This is a genomic window from Streptomyces sp. NPDC054866, from assembly GCF_053610745.1.
In genome coordinates, this window is record NZ_JBSGZA010000014.1 from 1 (window position 1) to 25,030 (window position 25,030).

The 25,030-nt window shown below is 67.7% G+C and carries 21 protein-coding genes and 7 pseudogenes; 12 read left to right on the forward strand and 16 right to left on the reverse strand.

All coding sequences use genetic code 11. The annotated features are described in order from the left end of the window. Positions 1–713: 713 nt before the first annotated feature. The 3 genes and pseudogenes from ACWGI2_RS40210 to ACWGI2_RS40220 all read right to left on the reverse strand — a co-directional run. A pseudogene (locus tag ACWGI2_RS40210) lies at positions 714–1,305 on the reverse strand (hypothetical protein); the annotation flags it as partial. Positions 1,306–1,708: 403 nt separating this feature from the next. Continuing rightward, positions 1,709–2,451, reverse strand: a pseudogene (locus tag ACWGI2_RS40215) (SDR family oxidoreductase). A gap of 215 nt (positions 2,452–2,666) precedes the next feature. Beyond that, positions 2,667–4,376 carry a dihydroxyacetone kinase subunit DhaK gene (locus ACWGI2_RS40220; RefSeq protein ID WP_453700932.1) on the reverse strand — a complete coding sequence of 570 codons (1,710 nt, stop codon included), beginning with the start codon at positions 4,374–4,376 and terminating at the stop codon, positions 2,667–2,669. Positions 4,377–4,641: 265 nt separating this feature from the next. On the opposite strand from ACWGI2_RS40220, the gene ACWGI2_RS40225 reads away from it, so the two are divergent. The 6 genes and pseudogenes from ACWGI2_RS40225 to ACWGI2_RS40250 form a co-directional block, all read left to right on the forward strand. Then, entirely contained in the window at positions 4,642–5,430 is a 789-nt protein-coding gene (locus tag ACWGI2_RS40225; protein WP_453700934.1) for an MmyB family transcriptional regulator, read from the forward strand. Next, on the forward strand, positions 5,427–5,663 hold the full coding sequence (locus tag ACWGI2_RS40230) for a hypothetical protein (RefSeq protein ID WP_453700936.1): 237 nt from the start codon (positions 5,427–5,429) through the stop codon (positions 5,661–5,663). Before ACWGI2_RS40225 ends, ACWGI2_RS40230 begins: the two co-directional genes overlap by 4 nt. Positions 5,664–6,018: 355 nt before the next feature. Continuing rightward, positions 6,019–6,426, forward strand: a complete 408-nt coding sequence (locus ACWGI2_RS40235; protein ID WP_453700938.1) for a reverse transcriptase domain-containing protein — start codon at positions 6,019–6,021, stop codon at positions 6,424–6,426. Further along, a complete protein-coding gene (locus tag ACWGI2_RS40240; protein ID WP_453700940.1) occupies positions 6,390–6,632 on the forward strand; it encodes a hypothetical protein in 243 nt (80 codons plus the stop codon). Before ACWGI2_RS40235 ends, ACWGI2_RS40240 begins: the two co-directional genes overlap by 37 nt. A 145-nt stretch (positions 6,633–6,777) precedes the next feature. Beyond that, positions 6,778–7,053, forward strand: a complete 276-nt coding sequence (locus ACWGI2_RS40245) for a hypothetical protein (protein ID WP_453700941.1) — start codon at positions 6,778–6,780, stop codon at positions 7,051–7,053. 1,271 nt (positions 7,054–8,324) lie between these two features. Next, a pseudogene (locus tag ACWGI2_RS40250) lies at positions 8,325–8,519 on the forward strand (IS630 family transposase); the annotation flags it as partial. A gap of 364 nt (positions 8,520–8,883) precedes the next feature. On the opposite strand, the pseudogene ACWGI2_RS40255 reads toward ACWGI2_RS40250, so the two are convergent. Both ACWGI2_RS40255 and ACWGI2_RS40260 read right to left on the reverse strand, forming a co-directional pair. Next, a pseudogene (locus tag ACWGI2_RS40255) lies at positions 8,884–9,177 on the reverse strand (helix-turn-helix domain-containing protein); the annotation flags it as partial. Positions 9,178–9,494: 317 nt separating this feature from the next. Beyond that, positions 9,495–9,830, reverse strand: coding sequence for an ArsR/SmtB family transcription factor (locus ACWGI2_RS40260; protein ID WP_435281736.1), 336 nt, complete (start codon positions 9,828–9,830; stop codon positions 9,495–9,497). Between the two features lie 177 nt (positions 9,831–10,007). Here ACWGI2_RS40260 and ACWGI2_RS40265 point away from each other — a divergent pair, with 177 nt between their 5' ends. Beyond that, on the forward strand, positions 10,008–11,150 hold the full coding sequence (locus ACWGI2_RS40265) for an FAD-dependent monooxygenase (RefSeq protein WP_453700942.1): 1,143 nt from the start codon (positions 10,008–10,010) through the stop codon (positions 11,148–11,150). Positions 11,151–11,761: 611 nt separating this feature from the next. On the opposite strand, the gene ACWGI2_RS40270 is transcribed toward ACWGI2_RS40265, so the two are convergent. Both ACWGI2_RS40270 and ACWGI2_RS40275 read right to left on the reverse strand, forming a co-directional pair. Continuing rightward, complete coding sequence (locus ACWGI2_RS40270) at positions 11,762–13,114, reverse strand: ABC transporter substrate-binding protein (protein ID WP_453700944.1); 1,353 nt, start codon at positions 13,112–13,114, stop codon at positions 11,762–11,764. A gap of 703 nt (positions 13,115–13,817) precedes the next feature. Beyond that, positions 13,818–14,222 carry a hypothetical protein gene (locus ACWGI2_RS40275; protein ID WP_453700946.1) on the reverse strand — a complete coding sequence of 135 codons (405 nt, stop codon included), beginning with the start codon at positions 14,220–14,222 and terminating at the stop codon, positions 13,818–13,820. A 415-nt stretch (positions 14,223–14,637) separates the two neighbouring features. On the opposite strand from ACWGI2_RS40275, the pseudogene ACWGI2_RS40280 reads away from it, so the two are divergent. From ACWGI2_RS40280 to ACWGI2_RS40300, 5 genes and pseudogenes are all read left to right on the forward strand, one after another. Then, a pseudogene (locus ACWGI2_RS40280) lies at positions 14,638–15,096 on the forward strand (transposase); the annotation flags it as partial. 34 nt (positions 15,097–15,130) lie between these two features. Then, entirely contained in the window at positions 15,131–15,298 is a 168-nt protein-coding gene (locus ACWGI2_RS40285; protein ID WP_453700947.1) for a hypothetical protein, read from the forward strand. A gap of 59 nt (positions 15,299–15,357) precedes the next feature. Next, positions 15,358–15,516: pseudogene (locus ACWGI2_RS40290) on the forward strand (transposase); the annotation flags it as partial. A gap of 172 nt (positions 15,517–15,688) precedes the next feature. After that, positions 15,689–16,372 carry a hypothetical protein gene (locus ACWGI2_RS40295; protein ID WP_453700949.1) on the forward strand — a complete coding sequence of 228 codons (684 nt, stop codon included), beginning with the start codon at positions 15,689–15,691 and terminating at the stop codon, positions 16,370–16,372. Between the two features lie 133 nt (positions 16,373–16,505). Continuing rightward, positions 16,506–16,775 (forward strand): annotated as a pseudogene (locus tag ACWGI2_RS40300) (transposase); the annotation flags it as partial. A gap of 75 nt (positions 16,776–16,850) precedes the next feature. Here ACWGI2_RS40300 and ACWGI2_RS40305 read toward each other — a convergent pair. From ACWGI2_RS40305 to ACWGI2_RS40345, 9 genes are all read right to left on the reverse strand, one after another. Beyond that, complete coding sequence (locus tag ACWGI2_RS40305; protein ID WP_453700951.1) at positions 16,851–18,224, reverse strand: tryptophanase; 1,374 nt, start codon at positions 18,222–18,224, stop codon at positions 16,851–16,853. Beyond that, entirely contained in the window at positions 18,197–19,453 is a 1,257-nt protein-coding gene (locus ACWGI2_RS40310) for a tryptophan dimethylallyltransferase family protein (RefSeq protein ID WP_453400475.1), read from the reverse strand. The genes ACWGI2_RS40305 and ACWGI2_RS40310 overlap by 28 nt, the downstream gene beginning before the upstream one ends. A 348-nt stretch (positions 19,454–19,801) precedes the next feature. Continuing rightward, on the reverse strand, positions 19,802–21,154 hold the full coding sequence (locus tag ACWGI2_RS40315; protein WP_453700952.1) for a cytochrome P450: 1,353 nt from the start codon (positions 21,152–21,154) through the stop codon (positions 19,802–19,804). Continuing rightward, a complete protein-coding gene (locus ACWGI2_RS40320) occupies positions 21,151–21,756 on the reverse strand; it encodes a GTP-binding protein (protein ID WP_160509866.1) in 606 nt (201 codons plus the stop codon). Before ACWGI2_RS40320 ends, ACWGI2_RS40315 begins: the two co-directional genes overlap by 4 nt. Next, on the reverse strand, positions 21,731–22,120 hold the full coding sequence (locus ACWGI2_RS40325; protein WP_190086118.1) for a DUF742 domain-containing protein: 390 nt from the start codon (positions 22,118–22,120) through the stop codon (positions 21,731–21,733). Before ACWGI2_RS40325 ends, ACWGI2_RS40320 begins: the two co-directional genes overlap by 26 nt. Next, positions 22,117–22,515, reverse strand: coding sequence for a roadblock/LC7 domain-containing protein (locus ACWGI2_RS40330; protein WP_160509868.1), 399 nt, complete (start codon positions 22,513–22,515; stop codon positions 22,117–22,119). Before ACWGI2_RS40330 ends, ACWGI2_RS40325 begins: the two co-directional genes overlap by 4 nt. Then, complete coding sequence (locus ACWGI2_RS40335) at positions 22,512–23,711, reverse strand: ATP-binding protein (protein WP_453700953.1); 1,200 nt, start codon at positions 23,709–23,711, stop codon at positions 22,512–22,514. The genes ACWGI2_RS40330 and ACWGI2_RS40335 overlap by 4 nt, the downstream gene beginning before the upstream one ends. Before the next feature lie 735 nt (positions 23,712–24,446). After that, a complete protein-coding gene (locus tag ACWGI2_RS40340; RefSeq protein ID WP_453700954.1) occupies positions 24,447–24,626 on the reverse strand; it encodes a transposase in 180 nt (59 codons plus the stop codon). A gap of 172 nt (positions 24,627–24,798) precedes the next feature. Further along, the gene (locus tag ACWGI2_RS40345) at positions 24,799–24,981 is read right to left on the reverse strand and encodes a hypothetical protein (protein WP_453700955.1); all 183 of its coding nucleotides are present in this window, start codon (positions 24,979–24,981) and stop codon (positions 24,799–24,801) included. Between the last annotated feature and the right edge of the window lie 49 nt (positions 24,982–25,030).

Consider the following 25,030-nt stretch of genomic DNA (forward strand, 5'->3'; position numbering starts at 1 on the left):
CCAGGCGCAGCAGGGACAGTCGCCATCGGCGAAGGCACCGTGAATCGCAAGTAACTAGCTCTTCGTAGTCGCTCCACAGAAGCTGAGCCAGAACCGAAGAGGTGACGACGATCTGTCGTCAGCTCTCAATCCGCCGGAGGACTGGCCGGCAGCGCCGCGAGGGCGTGGCGCAGGGCGTCGGAGGCTGTGCGCAGGTAAGTACCCGTCAGAGGGTAAGCGGAGCTCACCGGGAAGCAGGCGCACTCGAACGGTTCGGGCCGCTGGTTTGAAAGGAGACACGGCGGGCAGCGGTGGCGAGGCGGCCGCTACCGTCAGCGACCAGCTGCAAGCCGTGTCGCGATTCTGCCGTGCGGCCGAGGTCGCGCGCTGGGCTTTGGCCTGGTAGCACACCGCCATTTCAAAGAGCTCGGTGGGCAGCAGCCCGGTCTCGATGACCGTCTGGAGCCGGTCGACGGTGCGTTCGCGGTCGTGCTGGCGCTGGGCCAGCGTGCTCAGCACTACCACCAGGGCGTCGGCCGGGCTGCCCAGCTCTCGCTCGCCGCCGGCGGGCGAGACGAGCGGCTCCCAGACGGAGTCGCCGACGTGCTGCCACGCGGCGGCAGGGAGCCAGTCCAGGTCGAAGTCGGTGGCCAGGGCGGGGCCTTGGCCGGTTCGTACGCCTCTTCTTTCCTCGGTCGAGCCACGCACGTCGTGTTCCGTGCCTGTGGGGGGTCTCAGGCCTCCACGGTCGGCCGCCGCTCCGTGCCGCTCTCGCCGCGCAGCCGGCGGCGCAGCGCCGCGAGCCGCGGGTGGCGCTCGCTGACTTCCGCCGAACGGCGGTCCAGTTCCTGCATGAGGCGCTCGGTGCGCTTGTCGAGGTCCAGCTCGTCGAGGATCCGGTCGATCTCGGCGAGCAGCGCGCCGTGCAGCTGCCACTGCCTGGGGTGCTCCTGCACGTCCTCCAGCAGCATCTCGGCCACCCGGTCGCGGGTGAGCCGGCTCGTGGCCAGGGCGGCGGTCAGCCGCTCCTCGGCCTGCTCCGCGTTGGCGGCCACCTGGGAGGTGATCAGCCGGGCGAAGCTCTCGATGGCGTCGGCTAGTTGCTCGAACAGCTCCTGGAGGCCGGCCGACACGTCCGGCGGGAACAGTGACTCCTCCGCACGGAACTTCGCCAGGTCGGTCAGGCTCCGGGTCAGCACCCGCAGCACCACCGCGCAGATCTCCAGGGTGTCCAGCCCCGTCCGTAGCACCACCCGGGACAGCAGCCCCTTCCGTACGCGCGGGTTCATCCGCGCTGTCCTCCGCCTGCCGCAGCGTCGAGTCCATCGGCGTCCGAGCAGACGCCACCCCGGCCGCCCTCGGCTTCACCATGGCCGGCCACATCCGTGGCGGTGGGGCGAGATCGGCGCGCAGGGACAGAGCCCGCACACGGGCACGCTGCAAGCCCAGCAGCGCATACATGGAAGTGCGTGGGTTCGCAGATTCCTGTAGTCGTTCGAGGGGGAACTCAGACGGAAGTTGGGCCGTGGGCAGGGGGCCGTGACGGGTTCCACCCTGCGGGAGCCGCCAGTGACTCAGTCCGGGGGGGCATTGGGGCTGTCTACGGTGCCTGATGGGGAGATGGACATGCGGATTCCTCCGCGCCACTGCGAGGAACCAGGGCGACGGTGGGTGGGCTCGATGTGGGTCGTCCCGCCGTCGCAGGGACCTTTTTCGGGGCCCAGGGGTGTTACCAGTTCTGGCGGGTGGGGGAGATGACGAGGTCGTTGACGGTGACGTCGGCGGGCTGGTCGAGTGCGTAGAGGACGGCGTCGGCGATGGTTTCGGGGCTGATGGCGATGGTGTTGAGCTCTTGGGCGGCCTTGCGCCCGGCGGGGTCGGTGACCTTGTTGGCCCAGCCGGTGTCGATGACGCCGGGGCTGATTGTGGAGGCCTTGATGCCCTCGTGGACGCCGGGTTCCTTGCGCATGGATTCGGTCATGGCCTGCACGAATAACTTCGTCGCGCTGTAGACACCGGCGCCGTCGTCGACCTGGTGTCCGGCCACCGCGTCCATGTTGAGGATGTGGCCGGACTTCTGGCGGAGCATCACGGGCAGGACGGCGTGGACGCCGTTGAGGTAGCCGCGGATGTTCACGTCGAGCATCCGGTTCCAGTCGTCGAGCGCGAGGTCTTTCCAGTACGAGAAGAGCATCAGTCCGGCGTTGTTGACGAGGACGTCGACACCCCGTAGGCGGCGAGGGCGAAGTCGGCCAGCGCCTGCACGTCTGCGGCGTCGGCGACGTCGGTGAGCCGGGCGGCTGCGGTGCCGCTGGCCTTCTCGATGTCGGCGGTCAGCTGGTCGAGGTCTTCCTGGCCGCGGGTGGCGGCAACGATCTTGGCGCCGCGGGCGGCGAGGGCCTTGGCGCTGACGGCGCCGATGCCGGAGGAGGCCCCGGTGATGACGACGACGTTGTCCTGCAGGTGGTTCATGGGGATCTCCCAGTGCGGTGGTTCAGCACGCCTTCCCTGCTGGGGGCACCGCGGCGGAGGCTGTAGCTATACGGGGTGGGTAGTCAGCGCTTGCGGCGCTTGACGGCGTAGGCGTACTGGTCGGGCCAGGTCGGCTCGGCGTCGAGTGCGAGTGCGGCGTGCTGATCAAGGGATCGAGGACGGGTTCTGAATCGCGAGCCGGAGGCGGTCACCGGTCAGTGCGCCGTGATGTATCCGGGGGCCGGCAGGCGGGTGGCCGTGGACGGCTCGTACACATCGGCCAGCGCGGTGTAGAGGAGGGCAACCGCCAGCGCACCGGGATCGGGAACGCCCAGGGCGTGATCGCCGACGTAGCTCGCCCGGCCGCGCCGGGCCCGCAGCGACGCGGTGGCCAGAGCGCCCCGGACGGCTGCTTCCGCGGCGCAGGTGAAGGGAGCCTCGGCGGCTTCCGGGGGCGGGGAGGCGAGCGTGTCGGCGGTGGCGGCGAGGGCGTCGACGAGTGTGCAGTCGCCGGGGGCCGCGCCGCCGACCCGTTGAATCGCGGCGAGCGCCGCACCGGTGGCGTCGGCCAGCGCGGTCAGGGACGGCGGCTGGCCGTCGGCCGGCGAGACCGCGGCCAAGTGCTGGAAGAGCAGCCCGAACAGCGGGCCGCTGGTGCCGCCCACTTCGTTGAGGAAGACATCGGCCAGTGCGGCGGTCCCCTCGACGCCGGTCTCGTCCGCGCGGCGACCGGCGCGTCGCACGCCGCCGGCGAGGTTGTCGCCGAAGTCGCCGTCACCGACGAGCTGGTCCAGCTTGGTGAGGTTGTCGCGGACCTGGGTGACGATCAGCGCGTAGCGGTCGAGCACCGCACGGCTGCCCTGTCGGTCATCGGCGAGGGGCGGGGCGGCCACCGGCGCCGGAGAGGGCGCGCCGGAGTCCACGGCGATGACGTGCTTCGGGAAACTGAGCGGGGTGTCGGTGGGTGCGGCCCACAGGTCCGTCCAGCCTTCCTCGAGCCGCGTCAGGGTGAGCGAGAAGCCGGCCATGTCCAGGGCGGAGGTGTAGGTGCCGGGGACGACGAGGGCGGTCCGGACGCCGCGCTCGCCGAGTGCGTCCACCAGCAGAGTGCTGATGGAGTGCAGTTCCAGGCTGGTGGTGGCACCCAGGCCGTTGACGAGGGCGAGCACCTCGTCGGGGCCGGGAGGAAGCGCGGCGAGGAGTTCGTCCGTCATCTGTCGTACGAGAGTGCCGACCGGCGGGCGGACCATGGTGCGGATGCCGCGTTCGCCGTGGATGCCGACGCCGTAGTCGAGGATTCCGGCGGGCAGGTCGAAGGCGGATTCCCCGGTGGTCGGCGACGTCTGCGCACGGGCGGCGACCGCGAGGCTGCGTGACCGGGACACGATCCGGGAGCCGAGAGCGGCGAGTTCCTCCAGTGTCGCGCCGCGGTCCGCGGCGGCGCCGAGCAGCTTCTCCACCACCACGGTGGCCGCGGTGCCGCGGCGGCCGGTCGCACTGTCCGCGATGTCGGTGGCGAGGTCGTCGTCGACCAGGACCGTCGCCACGGTGATGCCGTCGTGGCGCAGGCGTTCCACCGCGATCTGGAAGTTGATGACGTCGCCGGTGTAGTTCTTCACGATGAGCAGGACACCGTCCCGCTTGGCGGTCGCCCGGCTCGCCTCGTAGATCTGCCGGTTGTGCGGGGAGGCGAAGACCTGTCCCGGACACACCGCGTCAAGGCCGCCACGGCCGAGCAGGCCGGTGTGGAGCGGCTCGTGACCGGACCCGCCGCCCGACACGAGAGCCACACGCCGGCTGGGGTGGGGCGAGCGTGCGGTGAGGTAGAGCGGGGCGTCGTGCACCGCGATCGCGTCCGGGTGGGTCAGGGCGAGGCCTCGGGCCGCGGTCAGCACCGGGTCCGTCTCGGGCAGGAAGTAGGTCATCGGAAGAACCTCCAAGGGCGTGCGGGCAGGGCGCATGCGGAACACCCGGGGCGACGTGGTGGCCGCCCGGCCCGGCGCCGCTGCGGCCCACACCATGACCGCCGACGACGGGCCCCACCGGAACTTTGTGGTTCCGGTACTGTGAGGTTCCGGTTCTGGTACGCCGACGTACTGTCCCCACCTGCGTGAATTCGACCGCTCTGACCAGCCCACTCGCCATGGCCGCGCCCGGGGCGCACCGCTGAATTTACTGGAGCTTTGCCTTATGGATGCCCGCCGTCAGGACCTCGGACGGATGCTTCGCACCTGGCGCGCGGCCCGGCCGTTGGAGGCGGTTCCGACCCTGGTGCCGGGGCGTGGCCGACGCGCTCGCCTCACCCAGCTCGACATGGCCCTGCTCCTCGGCGTCTCCGAGCGCTGGTACCGCGCGCTGGAGAGCGGCGAGGACCGGCCCTACAGCCGGGAGTTCATCGCTGGCGTCGTGCGCATCCTGGGACTCGGACCCGCCCAGGCAGCCGCGCTCTACCGGGGCACCGGCCACACCGAGCCGCAGGCGGGGCACGTGGACCCCGCACCCGAACTGCTCGAGCTGGTGCGTCGGCAGCGCTGCATCAGCTTTCTGTGCGATGAGGCCTGGGATGTCATCCACGCGAACGACATCGCCGCTCGCCACTGCCCCTGGCTCGTGCGCCCGCAGGCCAACGTCATGCTCTGGGCGTTCTCCGAGGAGGCCCGCTACCAACTGCGCGCATGGCAGAACAGTTGGGCCGAACCGCTACTGGGACAGCTGCGGCTCTCCTGGCAGCACGGCGGAGAGAACACTCGCCTCGACGAGGTCGTGCACGCCATCCGCCGGGCACCGGAGGTGGAACGGCTCTGGCAGTCCCACGCGCCCGCGGGCCGCTTCCCGCTCGGCTCGGCACGACCGATGTACCTGCCGACGGTCTCACCGCGTCCGACGGAGGTCCGTGTCGCCGCCTGCGTACCCTGCGACGCTCCGACCCTGCGCTGGATCATGCTCACGCCCGCCGACAGTGCCATCACCTTCCCGTGAACCGCATGTCGTTCGGCGACGTGCGGCAAGCGTGCGTTCCGGGCGTCGCTCCGCAGGCGGGGGTTTTGTGGCCCTTCGGCGTCGCCCTGCGGGGGCAGGCGTCAAACCACCTCAAGCTGCGTGGGCTGAAGACCGTCGTGGTGAGCGTTGAGGAAAAGGCGTCCAAGAGGCGTCAGGTGGGGACCGGAAAGGCGAGCGAAAGCGAACCGCTGACGAAGTGTCGAAACAAGTAGCTGACATCAAAACCGGGGCGGTTAAAGGGCGCCGAGATGAGCCTGGCGGGGTGCCGTCTATTGGCCAGGCGGTGTCCGGCATTGAGGCGGCGCGAGTCCGGTCTGCGGCTTCTGCATGGAACGTGGGAAGGCGAGTGCCGATCCGTCCAACCCTGCTTGAGAGAGGGGAGTTGGCGAGAGGGAGCGCGCCGGGCGGCGGAAACCGTGAGGTGCTGAGTACCGATACGGCACGCGCTGGCGGACCGGTTCGTAGTAGTGGTGAAGCCTCGATAACCGGGGTGGAGCGAAGGGGCCGGCTCATTGATGATTTGTTCGCGCGAACAACCGGATGTTCTCCGGGAGGAAGCGGGTGGGCATGTCAGGTCTGGCGGACAAGCCGTTCGTCATCTCGAAGCGACTGGTGTGGGAGGCATACGAAAGAGTCAAGGCCAACAAAGGTGCGGCCGGAGTGGACGAGTGCTCAATCGAGGACTTCGAGAAGGATCTGCGGGGAAACCTGTACAAGATCTGGAACCGGATGCCCTCGGGTACGTACTTTCCGCCGCCGGTGAAGGCAGTCGAGATCCCTAAGCCCGGAGGAACGAGAGTCCTCGGGGTGCCCACTGTGGCCGACCGAATTGCTCAGACGGTGGTCGCCCTGACGCTGGAGCCCAGGACGGAGTCGATCTTCCATGACGACTCCTACGGGTATCGGCCCGGGCGGTCGGCGTTACAGGCGGTCGAGCGATGCCGACAGAGGTGCTGGAAGAAGGACTGGTCCTAGACCTCGATGTCCAGAAGTTCTTCGATTCCGTGGATCACGCCCTCATGGTCAAGGCCGTGGAGGCGAACACCGACCTGCCTTGGGTAGTGCTCTATGCGAAGCGGTGGCTCATTGCACCGCTCCAACTGCCCGACGGGCGACGCCTGTCGGCGGCGACCTTTGCCGCCGCCCATCGCAGCTGCCTGCCCGCAGCAGTTCCCGATTGAAGCGGCACCGCCGCCACCGAGCCAGGCGGAACCGTCCGGCCAGGCCGACACCAGTGCTCGCCGCCACGCGAAAAGACTATTCGAAGCGGTGCACGCGGTGACCGACACCGGCGTCTCTCTTCACGCCGCAGCCCACCAGCTCGGATTGAACAGGCGCACCGTGGGCAAATACGCGCGAGCCGCCACCTGGCAGGAATGCGTACGCCGCACGCCCTCCCGGCGGCCCACCAGCATCGATCCGTACCTGGAGTACCTGCGGCAGCGGTGGGAGGAGGGCGAGCACAGCGCGACGATGCTGCACCAGGAGATCCTCGCCAAGGGCTACCGGGGCCACTACCAGCGGGTCAAGATGGCCATCGCGCCGCTGCGCCGGGGCCTGCCGATCGATACACCGCGCGAGCAACCGCCCTCGCCCCGGTAGGTCGCCCGCTGGATCACCACCACGCCACCCCAGCGCGGCCTGCACGCCACCGAGGCACTCAAACAGCTGCTCGAGCACTGCCCGGAACTGGACCAAACCCACGACCTGGTGCGACAGTTCGCCGCCATGCTCGACTCCCGCGACGCCACCTTACTGACACGCTGGCTCGAGCAACTCGCGACCTCCCGCCTCCCCGCCCTGGTCAGCCTGGCCAACGCCCATCCGCGAAGACCAGCCCGCAGTCGTCCAGGACATCACCACCCCGTTCAACTCCGGCGTCAACGAAGTCCGCATCACCGACCTGAAGCTCCAGAAGCGGATCATGGCCGGACGCGCGGGAGTTCCACTTCTCCGCCACCGCCTCATCCTCATGGCCCTGCTCCGACGCCGTGACCAATAACGGGGCGTCACCGGCGCACGGTGGCACTCCCCAACTTCACGGAAATCTTGCCAGGGCCACGATCACTTGTACGCGGACATGGCCCCTCCTACGCCTGTACTTCTATCGACGCAGGGCTGGGCTGCATGGCTCCATCACGCTGCTGTTCATTGGTGCGTCGTCGGGTGCGCGGGTTGGTGTGGGGGTTGCGCGTCGGCCGGAGGACGGGGCTTACGGGGCATGGGGGATCACCTCCAGCGAGGGGTCGAGGGGTCGAGGGAAGTGGGGGTATGGGCGTGCCACCTCGGGGGAGCCGAAATAGAACTGTTATCGGCGACCGAAAGTCAGGGAACTGGCCTTCTGCGTAGAGAACGTAGATTCCTCTACGCCTTCTTGTGTATCGGCGCAGAGCGTGAGTGCGCGTCGTGATTACAACAGAAGTAGCCATCGCTATGTACTCGAAAGAACGATCTAGCAACCCATGCAAGGTTCATTGCAGCCTTGGAACATGACAAACAGGAGCATGCAGCGCCGTACTGCCGAGGACGAGACCAATCCAGCCGTTGCCGTAGTCGACGTGCGGCTAGGCGGAGTGCGCATCATCGTTCAGCGCGTCCCTGGATGGCTGGTGGCAGCTCTCAGCACCGCAACGGGAAGCGGGCTTGCAGCGTGGCTTACGTCCCGGTGACGGTTCCGGAGAAGTCCTCGGCGGTCTTGGCCGAGTGGCAGCCGTGGCACAGGGGTTGAACGTTGCCGTCTGTGTTCTCGCCCCGAGTGCGAGCGGCTGCATGTGGTCTACGTCCACCACGTCCGCGAGGGCGAGCGAGCCGCACCGTGCACAGCGGGTACTACCACGGGCACCGACCAGGGCACGGAGCCGAGCGGCCCCTGATTACGGAACTTCGTCCTGGCAGGCTCCAACCACCCCAACCACACCGTGCTGGCCCGCAAACTGCAGGACTACCTGCGATGGCGCAACGCGAACGCCCGCCACCCCGACGTCCTGGCCGCCCAACGCCGCGAACGCGCCAAGGTCCGCAGCGACCGCCAACAACGCTGGGGACGACCACGACCTCAAGCCGCCTGAGCAACCAACGTTCGTGGCCACCGCACGAGGCGGTCAAGGCCCGAGAGAGTCCACGCCCATAGGCCAATGTCCCGCGCGTGATGGGTCGGCTACCGCTGCGGACGGCAGGGGTGTGCCCGGTCAGTGCCCTGAGCCTTCGGTGCCTTCGGATGGCTCGTGCTTGTGCCCGCTGACCCGGCCCCGGGTGAGACGGGTGAGCTGTTCGTCGACCGCCCGCCCATGGAGCAGGGGCTCGCGAGGGTCCCACCTGGTCCCGTCACGCTGGTCCCGGCGGCGCCGGGCGATCGCCGAGCGCGCTTCGAGTACGACGCGGTTGCCCCGCAGCGCGGTGACGTAGGCATGGTCGAAGGGAGGTGATACCTCGCGCCTTGCCGGAGGCTGTCCTCACCGCCTCGGCGAGGGTTGGAGCCAGAGCGGCCAGGATATCGACGGCCTCGGCGATGTACCGGTAGGCGGTGGTGGTGCCCACACCGAATCCGGCGGCGAGCTGGGCGTAGGTATGGCCGCATCGTAGATGAGCCAGCACGAGCAGTGCCCTCCGTCCGGCGGCCAGCCGGCGCCATCGTGTCCTTTGCGCAAGACGACGTGCGGTCAACTCACGGGCGAGGAAGCGCAGAGCGGAGGTGGACAGATCGGCCCCGGCTGGGTAGACGAGCATGCGGAAAGCTCCTGGCAGGATGGCTTGGACTCGACACGCACCGTCTACCAGGAGCTTCTCTACGCCCGGACCCCACCCTCACCCCCCAGTGGCCCTGCTCCGCACGCAGGTTGAGGAAACCTCAGTGGGTGGTGGCGTGAGGGAGTGTGCGGAAGAGTTCGGCGCCGATCACGAGCGCGGGACGGGGGGCGAAGCGACACCGATCCCCTTCGTGCCCGCGTCGTGCTCGGCTACCTGCGAGCCGGGCGCGAGCTGGATTCGGCCGAGCTCGCGGCTCAGGGACGACTCGGACTCCCCTCCGGTGTGCTCAGCTGTGCTCAGCGAGGAGCGGTACCGCCCGGGGACTCTGCGCCCAGGAGCGTCAGCAGCCCGGGGAATCTCTTCTCGATGTCCGCGCGTCGTAGTCGGATGCCCTTGCGGTTGCCGTAGTCGATCTCGTCAATGAGACCTGCCTCGCGCAGGACCCGGAAGTGGTGGGTCTGGGTCTGCTTCGAGATCGGAAGATCGAACGAGTTGCAGCCCCGCTCGCTGTCGCTGCGGTCGGCGGCCAACTCCGTCATCACCGAACGACGGTTCTCGTCGGCGAGGGCGCGAAACACCGCACCCAGATCGAGCGCATCGGCCTCCGGGCCGACCAGGTTCCTCCCGGCCACGCCACACCTCCTTCAGGTACGACTTGCATCGTACCTGAAGGACGTGCTCCACTGAGGTACGAAATCTTTCGTACCTCGCCCGGGTTGTGCTGCCCCGTGCCGCCGCGCCCTGAGCCCCGGCACCGGCACCGGCACTCACCGGGGAACTGGTCATCGACACTCAGAGAGGTCATCGTCATGAAGAAACCCGAGGTGCTGATAGTCGGTGCCGGAATCGCAGGGCCCGCACTCGCCTACTGGCTCTCCCGGAATGGATACCGGCCAACGGTCGTCGAACACGCCCGGCAGCTGCGCTCCGGTGGTAGCGCGATCGTCGTGAAGGGGCCCGCGATCCCGGTCGCCGACCGCATGGGCATCCTCCCGCAGCTCCATGGGCTCGCCACCCGCAATCGGTCGCTGTCCCTGCTCGACCCCGGCGGCAGGCGAATCCTGCAACTCCCGCTCACCTCGGACAAGACTCCGACGGTCGAAGTGACCCGAGCCGACCTGTCCGAGGTGCTCCACCGGTCGGCGCAGACCGAGGCCGAGTTCTTGTTCGACGACACGGTCACCGCTCTCGACCAGGACGAAGGTGGGGTGGACGTCACCTTCCGGCGGTCCGCGCCACGGCGCTTCGACTTGGTCGTCGGTGCCGACGGGATGCACTCCACCGTACGGCGCCTGGTATTCGGCCCCGAGCGGCAGTTCGCGAGCGACCTGGGCCTGTACGGCGCGACCGTCCCGCTGGAACCCGACGCCATCGAGGACCCGACCGAGATGACGATGCTGACCGCGCCGAACCGGATGCTGGTCCTCCACCCCTCGCGGACCACTCCGCTCGCGATCTTCACCTTCCGGGCCGCACAGCTGGCGCCCCACGACCGCAAGAACATCGCCCTTCACAAGCAGACCGTGGCCGACGCCTACGCCGACGTGCGGTGGCGAGCACCGGAACTCGTGGCGGCGTTCCTCGACCACCCGGCTCCGTTCTTCGACCCCCTGACCACCGTCCGGGTGCCCTCGTGGTCCCGCGGACGGGTCGTACTGCTCGGGGACGCGGCGGCGGCGACAGCCCTGCTGGGCGACGGGTCCAGCATGGCGATGGCGGGCGCGTACGCCCTCGCAGAAGAGCTCGCCACCCATCCCGGTGATCACGCCCGCGCCTTCACCGCCTACGAGTCGCGGCTCCGCCGTGAGGTAGGCCCGCGGCAGCGACGCGTCGGCCTGCTCTCCAGGCTCATGGTGCCCCGCACCCGGCCGGGCCTCGCGGTGCGCAACGCCGTGGGCCGCGCGGTCATTCGCACGAACCGGACCGCCTCTCGCGAAGCCGCGAACCGGTAGACCGAGCCCGCACCCACCGGTCACCGGTTGGTGCGCAGCTCCCCTGCAGCTCCCAACCGGGTCGGCGCCGCCATGTCCGACGAGCCCGGCGTGGCAGGCCATCGCCGATGCGACAGGTCGACTCCTGGCGGCCTCACCCACCGCTCCGGGCGCTCGCCACGACACGGGTGCTGCCGGTGACTACACCCCCCGCGACGCGGAGGTGAAGTGCTGGACGGACAAGGCGTATCAAGGCGCCGGCGGCACCACCCGGGCGCCCTTCCGCGGTCGGCATCTCAAGCTGCGGCGACGTCGGCACAACAGCGGCCAGGCCGGAATCCGTTGCCTCGGCGACCAAGCCATAGCCGCCCTGAAGGGCTGGCGCCTCCCGCGGAAACTCCGCTGTAGCACCAACCGAGCCACCGCCATCGTGAAGACCATCCCCGCCCTTCGTCACGCCTCAACCTGAGGTTGGAAAAGGCTCCCTACGTTGTTCTGCGGGATGCGGTGAGCCCTTCGTATGGTTGACCCGCCCAGGGGTGCCGGGTGTGGTTCAAAAGGCTCTGCCGTTTGTGGCTTCCAGTGATTGGCCGCCCGGTGCCCCACGACGACTCGACCGCTGATCGCGCGCGTCAGCCGTTCCGTCGTTTCCAGTCGGCCTGCGCGGTGTTGAGCTGGTCGGCGAGGTCGTCCAGGAAGTCCTTTGCGCTGGTCTTTCCGAGCATGACCTTCTGGAAGGCGGGTTCGTTGTCGGCCTTGGAGATCGTGTTCCAGTCCGGCAGGTAGTACGGCAGTTGAACGATGGTGGTGGTGGGGGAGTTGAGCGCTTCGGCGGCCAGGCGTGTCGGCTCGGACTTCTCGACCCAGGCGTCCTTGGCCGCCGCATTGTTGGCCGGGATCAGGCCCGCTGACTCGTTGAACTTGGAGCTCGCTTTGTGGGAGGAGGCGTACTCGATGAACTTCCAGGCGGCCTTCTTCTTGGTGCTGGTCTTGAAGATCGACAGTCCGTCGATCGGGTTGGACACCTGGACGCGGTTGCCGCCCGCGGCCTTCGGGTTCGGAAGGCCGCGGAACTTTCCGGCGCCGAGGGCCTTCACGTGGTCCTGGTAGGAGCCGAGGTTGTGGCTGAGCATGCCGATCTGGCCGCCGTCCCACTGGGCGACCATCTGCGTGAAGTTGTTGTTGAGGTCGGCGGCCGGTGTCACCTTTTTGTAGAGGGCCGTGTACTTCTCGAGAGCGGCGACGTTTCTCGGGTGGTTGACCGTGGTCTTGGTCTCGTCGGCGTTCCAGAAGGACTTGATGCCGCTCTGCCCGTACATCGCGTCCAGGGCCTGGGCGATGGACCCCACGCCGCCGCGAATGGTGTAGCCGAACCGGTTCTTGTCCTTGGCGGTGAGGCGGTCCGCCGCCTCGTAGAACTTGTTCCAGGTGGTCGGCGCGTCCAGGCCGGCGGCCCTGAAGAGGTCGGTGCGGTAGTACATGACACCGTTGTTCGCGGACGTCGGGACCATGAACAGCTGAGAGGTGCCGCCCGCCGAGGCCGTCGACTTGAGCATGCTCTCGCTGAGCTCGCCCTCCAGCGGGCTCTCGGCCAGCCGGTCCTGCAGCGGCTCCAGGGCGTCCTGCGCGGCGATCCCGGCGAGCATGGCGGCGCCGACCCCGCCGACGTCCGGCAGGCCGCCGCCCTGGATGGAGTTGTCGTACTTCGACTGGGCGTTCTCGGCGGGAACGCCGACGTACTGGACCTTGATGTCGGGGTACTTCTTCTCGAAGTCCCTGATGATCTCCAGCCAGATGTCGCGGCGGACGGCCGTGTTGTTGTCCCAGAAGGTGATCGTCCCCTTGCCGGAGCCCTCGCCGCCCTCCCCACCCGCGATGCCGGAGCCGTTGTCACCGCACGCGGTGGCGGTGAGGCCGAGGAGGGCGGTCAGGGTGATGGCTGTCGGGGCGGATCGGCGGGTGCCCTTGCGGGTGCGGGAACGCATGATAGGTCCTCTTCTCCTCTGAACAGCCCTGCCCAGGGCGGATGTGCGTCGCGTACGGCATACCGCGTCTCATATATGACATATGAAACGTGGCGAGTTGAAGCTAGGAGCAGGCAGGTAGTTCGTCAACGCATCTGACAAAACTCGTGAGTTCGACTTGGACCCGTGAGGCGGGAGCGGGCCGTTGATCTGTGGGGGAGGGGATGCGGCATACCGGCGAACCCACCCACGTACAGGTCCAACGCCGCCCGCAGACGGCTCACTTCGATGCCGCGTGCACTGGCTGCAGGGCTGTGCGAGAGGGCGAGGGGGGCCAGCTGTGCGCCGGCTGCCTGGTGCGCTTCCCGAGCGCGAGGAAGGCCACGTGCAGGGTCTGTTGGATGACCCTGACGCCGCTTACCTGAGCGAGTTCGAGGACGAGTAGCACGAAGACCCCGCCCGGAGGTCCCGGGCGGGGTCTTCATCCGATCGTTGGCCATGAGCGTGGCCGTGCGCCGCGGGTGATCTGGCTGGTTGGTCTCCGACGGCGCTTCCAGGTCGTGACGCCCGGCGTGTCAGTGCCGGGCCGACCGCTGCGGCCCCCCTAAACCTGGGCCGCCCCCACCGGGCAACCGGCCAGGGCGTCGCACATCCCAGCGGATGTGTGACGGTGGTCGGCGCGGTCGGGGCCGTGGCCCCGACCGCGTCGACCTTGCTCCTCGTCCTATTCGGTGACGGTGGTCCAGGGTCGGCAGGTGACCGTTTCGCCGTTGTCCCGGGCGCAGGCCTTGAACTTGGCCTTCTCGCCCTTGCTGAAGCCGGGTATGCGGATGCTGTCGGAGCCGCCGTTGGAGGCGTAGACGGTGTCCTTGAAGGAGCCCTGTTTGACCGTCATCTTCACCGAGTATCCGGCGGGGATGAGGTCGTCGAACAGGTAGAGCCGGTCGGAGTCGCCGCTGGAGTTGCGGTCGTCCCATACCACCTTGCCGTAGGCGTTGCCGGTGCCGATGTACCAGTGCGCCCCGTCGACAGTGCCGCTGCGCTGGTCGGCGGAGGCAGGAGCGGCGACGGCGCCCAGCGTCAGTGCGCCCGCCGAGATGGCCAGCAGTGCGCGTGTGCGTATGTTCATAGTGTTCCCCCGTGTCGGGTCTGTTGTCTCCATGAGGCTCGCAGCGCTCCGGGGGCGTGGGTAAGAGGTTTCGGCTGAGTCCGAAAGGTGCGTGCGACTGGCAGGGCTCCACGGCCTGACATCCGATTAGCCGTTCGTGACCCCAGCGACCCGCGAGGCCCTCGGTCTTGGCAGGAGCTCTCCGGCTCCCGAACACATCAGAGGTGACCCTCGCGGGCGGCTCGGACCACGATCTCAACAGTCAGATCATGTGGTCGGTTACGTTGCCGATGGCGAGCGCCAGCACTCGCCGGTCTTCTTTGAGGGCTCGTGCCCGGATCGTGGGTGGGCATTGCGCTGGCGCCGGCCGCCGGCAACGGCGCGTATCGAACTCCGGCGATGGCTGTCCTCACGGGTCCGATCTGTCGCCCATTAGATCGTGGGCCGCAAACGCAGCATCACCACCGACACGCTTGGCCTGCTGCTGGCCGTGCTGGTCACCGCGGCCGGTGTCCAGGACTCCACGGCCGGCCGCACCCTTCTCGAGCAGACCGCTGCCGACTACCCCGGCCTGCGCAAGGTGTGGGTCGACGGCGGCTACCGCAAACATTTCATCGAGCACGCCGCCACCGTCGGCATCGACCTCGAAATCGTCCAACGCCACCGCGGAAGCAGGGGGTTCACGCCGATCCCCGAACGCTGGGCGGTCGAGCGGACCTACGGCTGGCTGATGCTCCACCGCCGCCTGGCCCGCGACTACGAGACCCACCCGCATCACTCCGAAGCCATGATCCACCTCGCCATGACCGACCTCATGGCCCGCCACCTCACCGGAGAGAACACCATCTCCTGGCGTGACCCGACACCAGCACACCAAAGCCGCATCCAGGGATGAAACAACAAGATGAAACGACCTCTAAGATCCGCTCGTGGCAGACATCTCCGATGAATTGATCAAGCTGGAACGTTCCGCCGAGGAAGACCGCGCGAAGCTCGCGGGCCTCATGGATGAGGAGTGCCAGACGCAGTGGCGTCGGTGGCGTGAGACGTCGGCCTTGATCCAGGCGGCGATCACTGAGCACGCTAACTGGCTCTAACAAAAGCGGTTGATCATGTGACTGTTGGCTTGTTGGCTTGTCGGCTCGTTGGTCTGGTTATGGGGAACCGTCAGCCGCGACCGTGGATCGTGTCGGACGAACTGTGGTCGCTCATTGAGCCGTTGCTGACCGAGCCCGCTCCGAAGCAGGTTGAGGGCAGACCGCGGGTGCCGGACCGGCAGGCGCTGTGCGGGATCTTGTTCGTCCTGCATACCGGCAAGGCCAGGGGGAAGCAATGGCTTCCCCCTGGCCCGCAGTAGCCGGACTCTCGCCGGGGCACTCAGCGCGGGAGCGTGGGCCTCGTCCGGTTGACGTCCTGCGATCCAGTCGGGTGTGCCATCCGGCCCGTGCGGATAGGACATTGAGATGAGGCATCTCATGATCCCTGTAGTGGCAGCCGTGATGGCCCTGGCTGTCGGCTGCGCCGGCGAGCCGAGCGGCTGCGGTGCGAAGCCGAAGCTGTCGTCGGTCAAGGGTGAGAAGCGGCCGGTGGAGATCGAGCCGAGCCAGCGGCACCCCGGTCTCGCCGATTCCAAGCTGGAGGAAGCGCTCCCATCGCCGGATCTCAAGGCGGAGCCCGTCGAGAAGGTACTCAACCACCTGCGGCAGGAGACCCTGGACATGGCAGGCGTCATCGGTAAGACCGACGCCGGCGAGTGCGACGGGGAGGTCGTGCGGCCACGCGGCGAGACGGTCCGCTGCACTGTTGGATTCGAGGGAGTGACCGTGCCGTGGCTGGTGACCAGCAAGGGGATGACATCGGGCAGCGCCGGCGTATTCAGCCAGGACTTCGTCTACACGGCCCGGCCGCTGAAGACTGTGCACACCGCCCAGTCGGTCTACGATCTGTTTGCCTGGGAGAAGGGGAAGAACGGGACAACAGAAGGCCCTCTGGCGCCGGTGGATCCGCGGTGCGATCGGCTGCCGAAAGTCTTCACGGCGGAGCCTGGTAAGAATACCGGCTACTTCTGCCAGGACATCTCGATGAGCTGTACTGACGGCGTGCAGCGTGTGGAGTGGTTTGACCGGGCCATCCATGTGGACAAGCGCGGGCAGCTGTCGTTCCGTGCCTAGTGTTCTGTCTCCTCTCCGACCTGGTGCCGCACGCCGGGCCTAGTAGTGCTTCGTTAGGTTCTAGTACTGCAACGGTTTCTACCGTGACTACTGGCCAGGTTCCTCGTAACCATGGTTATGGGTGGCGACCTTGCAGCTGCTGGTCACCGTCGGCGACAACCCTGACAGGCTCGCCTCAGAAGCCTCTTTCGCCCACCTGTGCGCTGCCGCACCTGTGCCAGCCTCCTCCGGTCGCACCGACCGCCACCGACTCAACCGTGGCGGAGACCACCAGGCCAACCGCGCGCTGCACACAATCGTGTTGGTCCGCATGCGTCACGACCCGCGCACCCGCGACTACGTGGCACGACGCACCCTAGAAGGGCTCAAGACGAAGGACATCTTCAGATGCCTCAGGAGCTTCAGAGTCAAGCTCAAGAAGTGGGAGCCGGCGCTGCCGGCCCCCACTTCTTGAGCGACGCGACGTGTCGAGGAGAGATCAGCCGCCGGATTGCACGGGCTCCAGCTTGATGCTGAAATGGCGAAGGATCGGCGACTGACCCACGATGCGGTAGCCGTGCACCGATTCGGGGTTTTTGGCTATGTCGGCCAGGGTGGCGGCGACATGGTCGTAGTGGCTGCGGGTGTAGACCCGACGGGGGAGTGCCAGCCGCACGAGTTCATAAGGTGCGGTCTTGATGGAGTTGCCTTGTTCGTCCTCTTCCCCGAGGTACAGGCTGCCCAGCTCCGCCGAGCGGATGCCTCCGCGTAGGTAGAGCTCACAGACCAGTGCGGTGCCCGGGTACTGGTGCGGGGGGATGTGGGGCAGCAGCCGCCCGGCGTTGACGTAGAGGGCGTGCAGGCCTGCCGGCTCCACGATGTCGACTCCGGCCTCGCGGATGCGCGCGGCGAGGTGGGCGGCTATGTCGGCGCGTTCGGCGAGGTAGGCCGGTTCGGTGACTTCCACAAGTCCGCGGGCCATCATGTCGAGGTCACGGCCGGCCAGGCCGCCGTAGGTGGTGAAGCCCTCGGTGGCGATGAGCAGGCCCGCGCACTTCTCGGCGAGTTCAGGGTCCTTGAGACCGATGAAGCCGCCGATGTGGACGATGCCGTCCTTCTTCGCGCTCATGACGCAGCCGTCCGCGAGGCGGAAGGCTTCCTCGGCGACCTGGCGGGGGGTGCGGTTGGCGTAGCCGGGCTCGCGCTGGGTCACCAGCCAGGCGTTCTCCGCGAAACGCGCGGCATCCAGGATCAGGGGCACGTCGTGGCGGCGGCACAGTTCGGCGGTCCGGTACAGGTTCTCCATGCTGACCGGCTGGCCACCGCCACCATTGTTGGTGATGGTCATCAGCACGGCCGCCACGGGCGCTTGATGCGCGTTCTCCAACGCCTGCTCAAGGGAGATCAGGTCGATGTTGCCCTTGAACGGGTAATCGCTGTCGAGGTCCTTCGCCTCGGCGCAGGGCAGGTCGTATGCCTGGCAGCCGGTCAGTTCGACGTTGGCGCGGGTGGTGTCGAAGTGAGTGTTGGACAGCACGCTCGTGCCGGGCTTGAGCAGGGCGGAGAACAGGATGCGCTCGGCGGCGCGGCCCTGGTGTGTCGGCAGGATGTGGGGGTATCCGGTGAGTTCGGAGACGACCTCGTGCCACCGGTAGTAGCTGCGGCTGCCAGCGTAGGACTCATCGCCGTGCATGCCCGCGGCGAGCTGGTCCGCGGAGATGGCACCGGTCCCCGAGTCGCTCAGCAGGTCGATGGTGACCTCGTCGGCACGCAGATCGAAGGGGTTGTAGGCGACCCGCTTCAGCGCGGCCTCGCGCTCCGCTCGGGTGGTGAACGCGATCGGTTCTACAACTTTGATGCGGTACGGCTCCACGAGACTTCCTTTGGTGCGGTGTGCGGGATGGCATGATCGGCGGCCTTGCGACCGGAGTTCAGAGCGCTCTGGGTGCGTTGTGCAGCTAACAGGCCGACTTGCGCGTACTGCTCTGTCGGCGCCCTGGTCAGATAGGCCTCGGAGGACAGATAGGCCGTGATGCGGGGCTGCCGGTTTCGCTCGTACACGAGAGCGAGGTAGGCGATCAGCCCCACACCGTCGGTGAGCTGCCGTTGTGTGAGAGCGCGCAGGCTCCGGCGCAGGACCGTGGGGTCCATGCCGAACCGGGTCAGCAGTGCGGTTGCCCGGTCGAGGGCCTCCTCGTCGTCGCGCACGTAGTCACGGACGGGGATGTGGAGCGTGAAGCCGCTCGGGTCGCTGTCGCCTTCGGTGAAGGCATGGCAGGTGAGCGCGGACCGCCGCAGCAGGCGCGGCGCACCGTCCCCTTGCTGCCCGGATGGCGGGAGGGGCCCGGCGGCCGCGTGGAAGAAGTGGCGGATGTCTGCCGCTGCGGCCCCGGAGTCATGGCTGAGCGCGCAGGCGTCGTCGGCCGACATACGCGGGTGCTTCACGTAGACCTTGACGCGAGGTGACTCCCAGGAGCCCAGATCCAGTGCGAGGAACGGATAGCCCGCCGCGGGGGGAAGCTGCGCGAAGGCCTTGTCGTAGCCAAGTCGGCGTAACGCCTCTTGCACGGTGTGTGCAGCGTGCTCGGGTCCGGCGGCGGAGGGGTTCAGATAGACCTTGACGCCGGGGACCCCTCCCGCGCGCAGATCGAGCGCGTACCACAGTGCCAGCGGCCCCTCGGCCGTAGCGGGGAGGAACAAGTCGTGCAGGGCGTCGAGTTGACCGGTGGAGAAGTTCCAGCGGGCGGCCATCGCGTGGATGGCCTCGAGTCCGGCGCGGCCGCTGTCGCTCATGTCCTCGTGGGTCCATCCGGGCTCCACGAGCACCCGCAGTGCCGGCGCGGCGTCCGACGTGCAGGCCAGGGAGAACTCGACGGGGGTGTGGTCGTCGGAGAGGAAGCTGGGTGACGCCGGGGGCAGAGACAACGGGCGCCGGGCGGAGTCCGCGAGGGAGTCGAGCAGGACCTGCCCGTACAGCGCGGTGTCCGCCTCGCTCAGGCCCACCGCGGCGCCGAGGCCCTGTAGTTGACCCAGCACGTGATCGCCGAGCGTTGCCTTACCGGGTTCGTCTGCCGGTATGCCCGCCTCCGGCAGGGACGTCATCGCGTTCCTCGCACGGCACGGCGCAAGAAGCGTCTGCATGGCGCGGAGGTAGGGGGATGTGCTGCGCCGACGAGGAGGGAGACGAGGGCCGATCCGCCGTGAGCGGCGGGTATTCGGCCCTGCGCCTTTTCGGGGTCGTCGCACCCGCACGAGTTGCTGCTGCTGGATGTGGTGCGCCGTTGGCCCGGTCGGTTGCCTGCGGAACGGGGCGCGGAGGTTGCGGGGTTCACTGCCTCTCCTTTATCTCGTGTCACTCCAGACACTCCGCGCTGTCCTACCCCAGCAGTTGATCTTTCATGCAGGCTACAACAACTGCCCGTGTCGTCTGCATCACAGGGGGTGCACCGGCTACTGGCCCGTCAGCCACCTCACGAAGCTGCTCCAGCGCGCCGGCTTGCCGGTGGCCTGCGGCTCCGGGGGCGCGGGCGTGGGCGCCAGGGGAGGGTGCGCCTGGTGGCGAGGGGACGCGGCCGTCGGCTCGGGCGCGGCCGCGGGGCGCGGGGTGACCGCACCGAAGCGGACGGGCAGGCTGGCCAGAGCCCGGTTGAAGGGGCCGGGCCGCCAGGCGAGGCTGTCCGCGGGGACCGCGAGTTCAACGTCCGGCAGCGCGTTGAACAGAGCCTCCAGGCCGGTCAGGGCGATGAGCCTGGCCGGTTCCTTGGACGGGCAGGCGTGCGGGCCTGCGCTCCAGGCCAGGTGACCGCGGGTGTCGGCCCCCTGGTCCGCGAGCGCCGTGTTGGCGGCACCGAAGGACACCAGGACCAGCTCACCGGCGCGGACCTTGTCGCCGGCCACGTCTGTGTCGGAGACCGGGTAGTGCGGCGCGTAGTTGGACATGGGCGCGTTGCGCCACAGGGTGTCATCGAGGGCCTTGTCGAACTGCCCGTTGCGCGCGTACTCCTCAACGGTCAGCATCGTGTAGAAGGCGTTGCCGATGAGGTTGCCTTCCGGCTCGCCGCCAGCGCCGAGGAGCAGCACCAGCGTGTGCGCCAGTTCCTCGTCGGTCAGCTGTGCCGGGTGCTGCATCAGGTAGGACGTGATGTCCTCCCCGGGATGGACGCGCTTGAGTGCCACCAACTCGCCGACCGCCTGGAGCAGGACCTGGCTGGCCTGCTCGGCATTGACGCCGTCGAACATGCCGGAGATGCCGAACAGGACCCGGTCTCCGATCTCCGCCGGGCAGCCGAAGAGTTCGTTGAAGACGTACAGGGGGAGCTGTTGGGCGTAGTCCCTGAGCAGGTCGGTACTGCCGCGAGCGCTGAACTGGTTGATGAGGAACTGGGCGGCCTGGTTGACGATGCGGCTCAGCCGGCTGTTGCTGACGCGGGCGAAGCTCTCGGTGATGGCCTGCCGCAGTCGCACGTGCTCGGCGCCGTCGGTGAACATGCAGTTCGGCCGGTAGGCCAGCAACGGCAGGACCGGGCTGTCGGGGCGGATGAGGCCCTCGTTCAGCGCACGCCAGCGGCGCGCGTCCTTGCGGAAGGTAGTGGGGTCCTGCAACAGCTCCAGAGCCGCGTTGTAGTCGGTCACCAGGGTCGCCTCCACGCCGGGTGCGATGGTGACCGGCGCCGTGGGGCCGAGCTGGTGCATGTAACGGTAGTACGCGTGCGGGTTGGCGGCGAACTCCGGGGTGTCAAGGGATATGCGCTGCCCGCTGCCGTGTGCGGGGCAGCCGGGCGGAGGTACGGGAGGGGTTGTCATGCGTGCTCCAGGGCGGCGCGCTTTTGCAGATAGCGGACCATGGTGATCAGGGCGTTGACGGACGACGCTTTGTCGCGCGCGTCGATGGTGACGACCGGAGTGTCGGGCAGCAGGTCGAGCGCCTCCCGGACTGCTTCGGGGGTGTGTACCGCGCTGCCGTCGAACTGGTTGAGGGCCACGGCGAAGTCGAGGCCGTAGCTCTCGACCAGATCCATGACCTCGAAACTGTCGGCCAGTCGCTCGGGGTCCACCAGGACCAGGGCGCCCAGCGCTCCGCGGGCCATGTCGTCCCACAGATTGACGAACCGCTGCTGGCCCGGTGACCCGAACAGATACAGCACGATGCGCTCGCTGAGGGTCAGGCGACCGAAGTCCAGGGCGACCGTAGTCGTGGTCTTCCCCTGAACTCCCTTGAGGTCGTCGACCCTCTCCGAGAGGCTCGTCATCTGCTCCTCGGTGGACAACGGCGCGATCTCGGAGAGCGAGCCGATCAGAGTGGTCTTGCCGACGGCGAAGTGCCCGACGACCAGGATTTTCACCGCAGTCTGCTGTGCACCGCTGCGCACGTAGGCGTCCTCAGACAGAGAGAGCCTTGAGACCATCGAGCACCTCCTGAAGCAAGGCCTTGTTGGCGAGACGAGCCGAGGGCACCGGCGCACGGGTGACCAGATAGCCCCCCTCGGCGAGGGAACTGAGCAGCACCTTGACGACCCCCAGAGGCAGCTGGGAATGGGCGGCGATCTCAGCGACCGAGAGGTAGCCGCTGGAGCACATCTCCAGGATCTGCTGCTCCTCGGGCGAGAGCCGCTGGGGGCGCTGCTGATCATCGGTGGATGTCGTGACGAGAGTGATGAGGGCGAACGCGCCCTCGTCGAGCAGGTCACGTCCACGGGTGATGACATAGGGCCGGACTAATTCTCCGGCCTCGGACACGAGCTCGGGCTCGGTACGGTCCGGATGCGTCATGAGGTGACCGTGTCGGTGCGGCGGCCGGTCGACATGGCCTTGCCCAGTCGGCTGACCAGCTGCTGCATCCGATACGTGATGTCTCCCATGTCGACCTCGGCGGACGCTGCCACGGCGAGGTAGGAGCCACCTCCTGCCGCATTCAGGAACACCCAGCCACCGTCGAACTCGATGAGCGTCTGGCGCCAGGTCGTGCCGTCGTCACCACAGAAGAATCCGACGGACCGGCTGAGCGACTGCAGTCCGCTCACGGCGGCGGCCACCTTGTCGGCGTCGTCCCGGCCGATCTCCGCGGTGCGGGACATCTGCAGGCCGTCAGCAGAGATCAGGACCGCGTGCAGGGCATGGGGAATCGCCAGCGCGTCCTCGAGCATCCAGGACAGATCGTCGCTCACGGGGCATCGAATCCTTCGTGTGTATCGGCAGGAGTGTCGCGTTCGGCGGCCGGTACCCCCGCACTTCGGCCGCTGAGAGTGCCGCGCTGAAATGCGCCCATGGCCGCCACCCGTGCCTCCGCCGACCGCGTCGGCGGCGCAGTCGCTTCATCGGGCTGGTTGTCCGGCACGAGAGCCATGGCGCGGCGCTTGTTCTGTCGCCGGGGCAGGTCGCCCGCTGTCGTCGCGGGAGCCGAACCGCTTTCCCCTGTGCCCGCGTTGGCTCCTTGCGTTGCGGCCGGCCTCGCGGGTTCCGGCATGTCGGTCAGCAACTCCTTCGGCACCATCACCACCGCTCGGACGCCGCCGTAGGGAGAAGTGCTGTCGATGGTGACCGTGAACCCGAAGCGCGCGCACAGCGCACCGATCACCGCGAAACCGAACGCGGGAGGATTGCCGAGTTCGGAGACGCTCACCGCGGACCCACTGGACAGCAGAGCGGTGGCGGCCGTCTTCTCTTCCTCGCTCATCCCGACGCCTGCATCGTCGATCACGATGCACATGCCCTTGGGCACCGTCCGCACTTCGACGTCGACCATGGAGGACGGCGCCGAATAGCTGGTGGCGTTGTCGAGCAGTTCGGCCACCGTCAGCGCGACCGGCTCGACGGCGCGGCTGGTCACCGCGATGTCCACCCGCGAGGCGATGTCGATGCGCTGGTAGTGCCGGATACGGCCCTGAGCTGCGCGGATCACGTCGTAGATGGATGCCGCATCCCGCTGCCGGCCGAGCCATCCGCCGCAGAGCACGGCAATGGACTGTGCACGCCGGTTGAACTGCGAGTTCATGTGGTCGACGTCCAGCAGATCCCGCAGCACGGCCGAATCGCCGTACTTCTTCTGCAGCCCGGAGATGGCCCGCTGCTGTTCCGCCGCGAGGCCCTGAAGGGTCTGCATCGCAGACTTCAGTACGGTATTGGTGGCGTTCTCCGCCTCTTCCTTTGCCTGTCGGACCACCTCGTCGTAGCCCCTGCGGAGCTCTGCGATGGTGGACTGGAGGTCAGCGTGGCTGCCCTGAAGTTCGGTCAGATCGCTTTCGAGTCCCCGCTTCTGACGGCGCAACGACTCAGTCGTTTTTCGCTGGCGAACGACCACCATGGTGGCGACAGGGACGCCGGCAGCAAGCGCCCAGACCGTCGGATCCTGCAAAATTGTCATGTGACTCTCTTTGAGCGGCTGGAGTCCAGCTCTCGGAATCTGTCCATGCGGACCCTCGGCGTGGGCAGCCTTCACCACCCGGAGAGCCCCCTGGCTGTAGCCAAGCCGAGGAAAAAGTCCACGTGGCATGTGCCCGAGATCGTAACACCAAACGATCATGACACTTTGTCAAGTGCGCCACGCCGTGGCTACGTTGGCGGAAAAGGCATGCTCAGGTCAGTGAAGAAGATGTGAGTGCCACGTGGAGACTCGCAACAGCCGGCCATGCACTGAGTCGCCCAGCAGTGTGCTGTCCGAGTTTCCGCAGCGCAGGGATGTCCTCACCTGGCGACCGGATGCCCGCACCGGAACGCGGGCCGGCAAGGCGAAGCACGGACGAGAGGCGTCCGCTCAGCGCAAGATGGCTAATTTGAGCGCGGCTGGGGGGAGTCGAGGCGTCGACGCGGGCGTGCGCGCAGCGGGGCATCAAGTCACCACGCCCTGGCCGACCTTGACGCCCTCCTGGGCCTGGGATTTACTGCCCGCCGACAGATCCGGATTGGGGAACCCGTGCCGTCAGATGAACTGTCCGAGGAGCAGGATCAGGCACGGCCGACGGGTGCGGAGGGCGGTTCGCCCTCTTTATGGAGCAACCCCGCATATCGAATTTTCTTAGTGCCTGTTGTCGTTCCGAACTTGACCGCTGAGTTTCTGCTGGTGGGAGTAGCTCTCCGGCTGTCCGCCCCGGCCCTCCAGTCAGGCCGGAACGGGCAGCAGCGGGTGGATGGTCTCCCATTCCGCGTCCGTCATGTCGGACGGATAGCGCCGAACACGCTCGGGGTGATCGGCCGCGTTTCCAAACCGGTGGGCGGAACAACCACACGTGGGGGCGGCCGAGTTGAACAACACCGGCATGAGCGCGTAGAACTGCGGCAACAGGGTCTCCTGGTTCTCGGTTGGCTTCGCAACCCCGAGCTACCAAGAGGCCCTGCCTTCATGCCCGAATCACCCGGGAATCACCCGACTCAGAACCCCGTTCGAGTCGCCAGGCCCCACGATCGATACAACAACGGGCACTTAACTTCGGGAGGGGCCCCGGCCAGCGGATTTACCGCGTTGGCTTCACGACGTGTCCTAGTACGACCAGGCCGATTCCCACGGTGAGAAGCGATGGCGAGTTCACGTTCCAGCTGACCAGCATCAGCAGGGCGCCCGCTCCCCACAGCCTGGACTGCCGCACTCGCTGCTGGAGCCAGTGGCCCGGCATGCGGCCAAGGAACAGACCGTGCACTCCGAGAAGGGTGTAGCTCTTCCGTAGGGACCTCGATGAGTGGTGCAGA

Bases quoted from the DNA above. Each gene is read 5' to 3' on its own strand.
- ACWGI2_RS40275 (WP_453700946.1), bottom strand. From the start codon at position 14,222: ATGAACATACGCACACGCGCACTGCTGGCCATCTCGGCGGGCGCACTG.
- ACWGI2_RS40325 (WP_190086118.1), bottom strand. From the start codon at position 22,120: ATGACGCATCCGGACCGTACCGAGCCCGAGCTCGTGTCCGAGGCCGGA.
- ACWGI2_RS40265 (WP_453700942.1), top strand. From the start codon at position 10,008: ATGAAGAAACCCGAGGTGCTGATAGTCGGTGCCGGAATCGCAGGGCCC.
- ACWGI2_RS40240 (WP_453700940.1), top strand. From the start codon at position 6,390: ATGCCGACAGAGGTGCTGGAAGAAGGACTGGTCCTAGACCTCGATGTC.
- ACWGI2_RS40335 (WP_453700953.1), bottom strand. From the start codon at position 23,711: ATGACAATTTTGCAGGATCCGACGGTCTGGGCGCTTGCTGCCGGCGTC.
- ACWGI2_RS40315 (WP_453700952.1), bottom strand. From the start codon at position 21,154: ATGACAACCCCTCCCGTACCTCCGCCCGGCTGCCCCGCACACGGCAGC.
- ACWGI2_RS40310 (WP_453400475.1), bottom strand. From the start codon at position 19,453: ATGACGTCCCTGCCGGAGGCGGGCATACCGGCAGACGAACCCGGTAAG.
- ACWGI2_RS40270 (WP_453700944.1), bottom strand. From the start codon at position 13,114: ATGCGTTCCCGCACCCGCAAGGGCACCCGCCGATCCGCCCCGACAGCC.
- ACWGI2_RS40225 (WP_453700934.1), top strand. From the start codon at position 4,642: ATGGATGCCCGCCGTCAGGACCTCGGACGGATGCTTCGCACCTGGCGC.
- ACWGI2_RS40220 (WP_453700932.1), bottom strand. From the start codon at position 4,376: ATGACCTACTTCCTGCCCGAGACGGACCCGGTGCTGACCGCGGCCCGA.
- ACWGI2_RS40235 (WP_453700938.1), top strand. From the start codon at position 6,019: ATGTCAGGTCTGGCGGACAAGCCGTTCGTCATCTCGAAGCGACTGGTG.
- ACWGI2_RS40320 (WP_160509866.1), bottom strand. From the start codon at position 21,756: ATGGTCTCAAGGCTCTCTCTGTCTGAGGACGCCTACGTGCGCAGCGGT.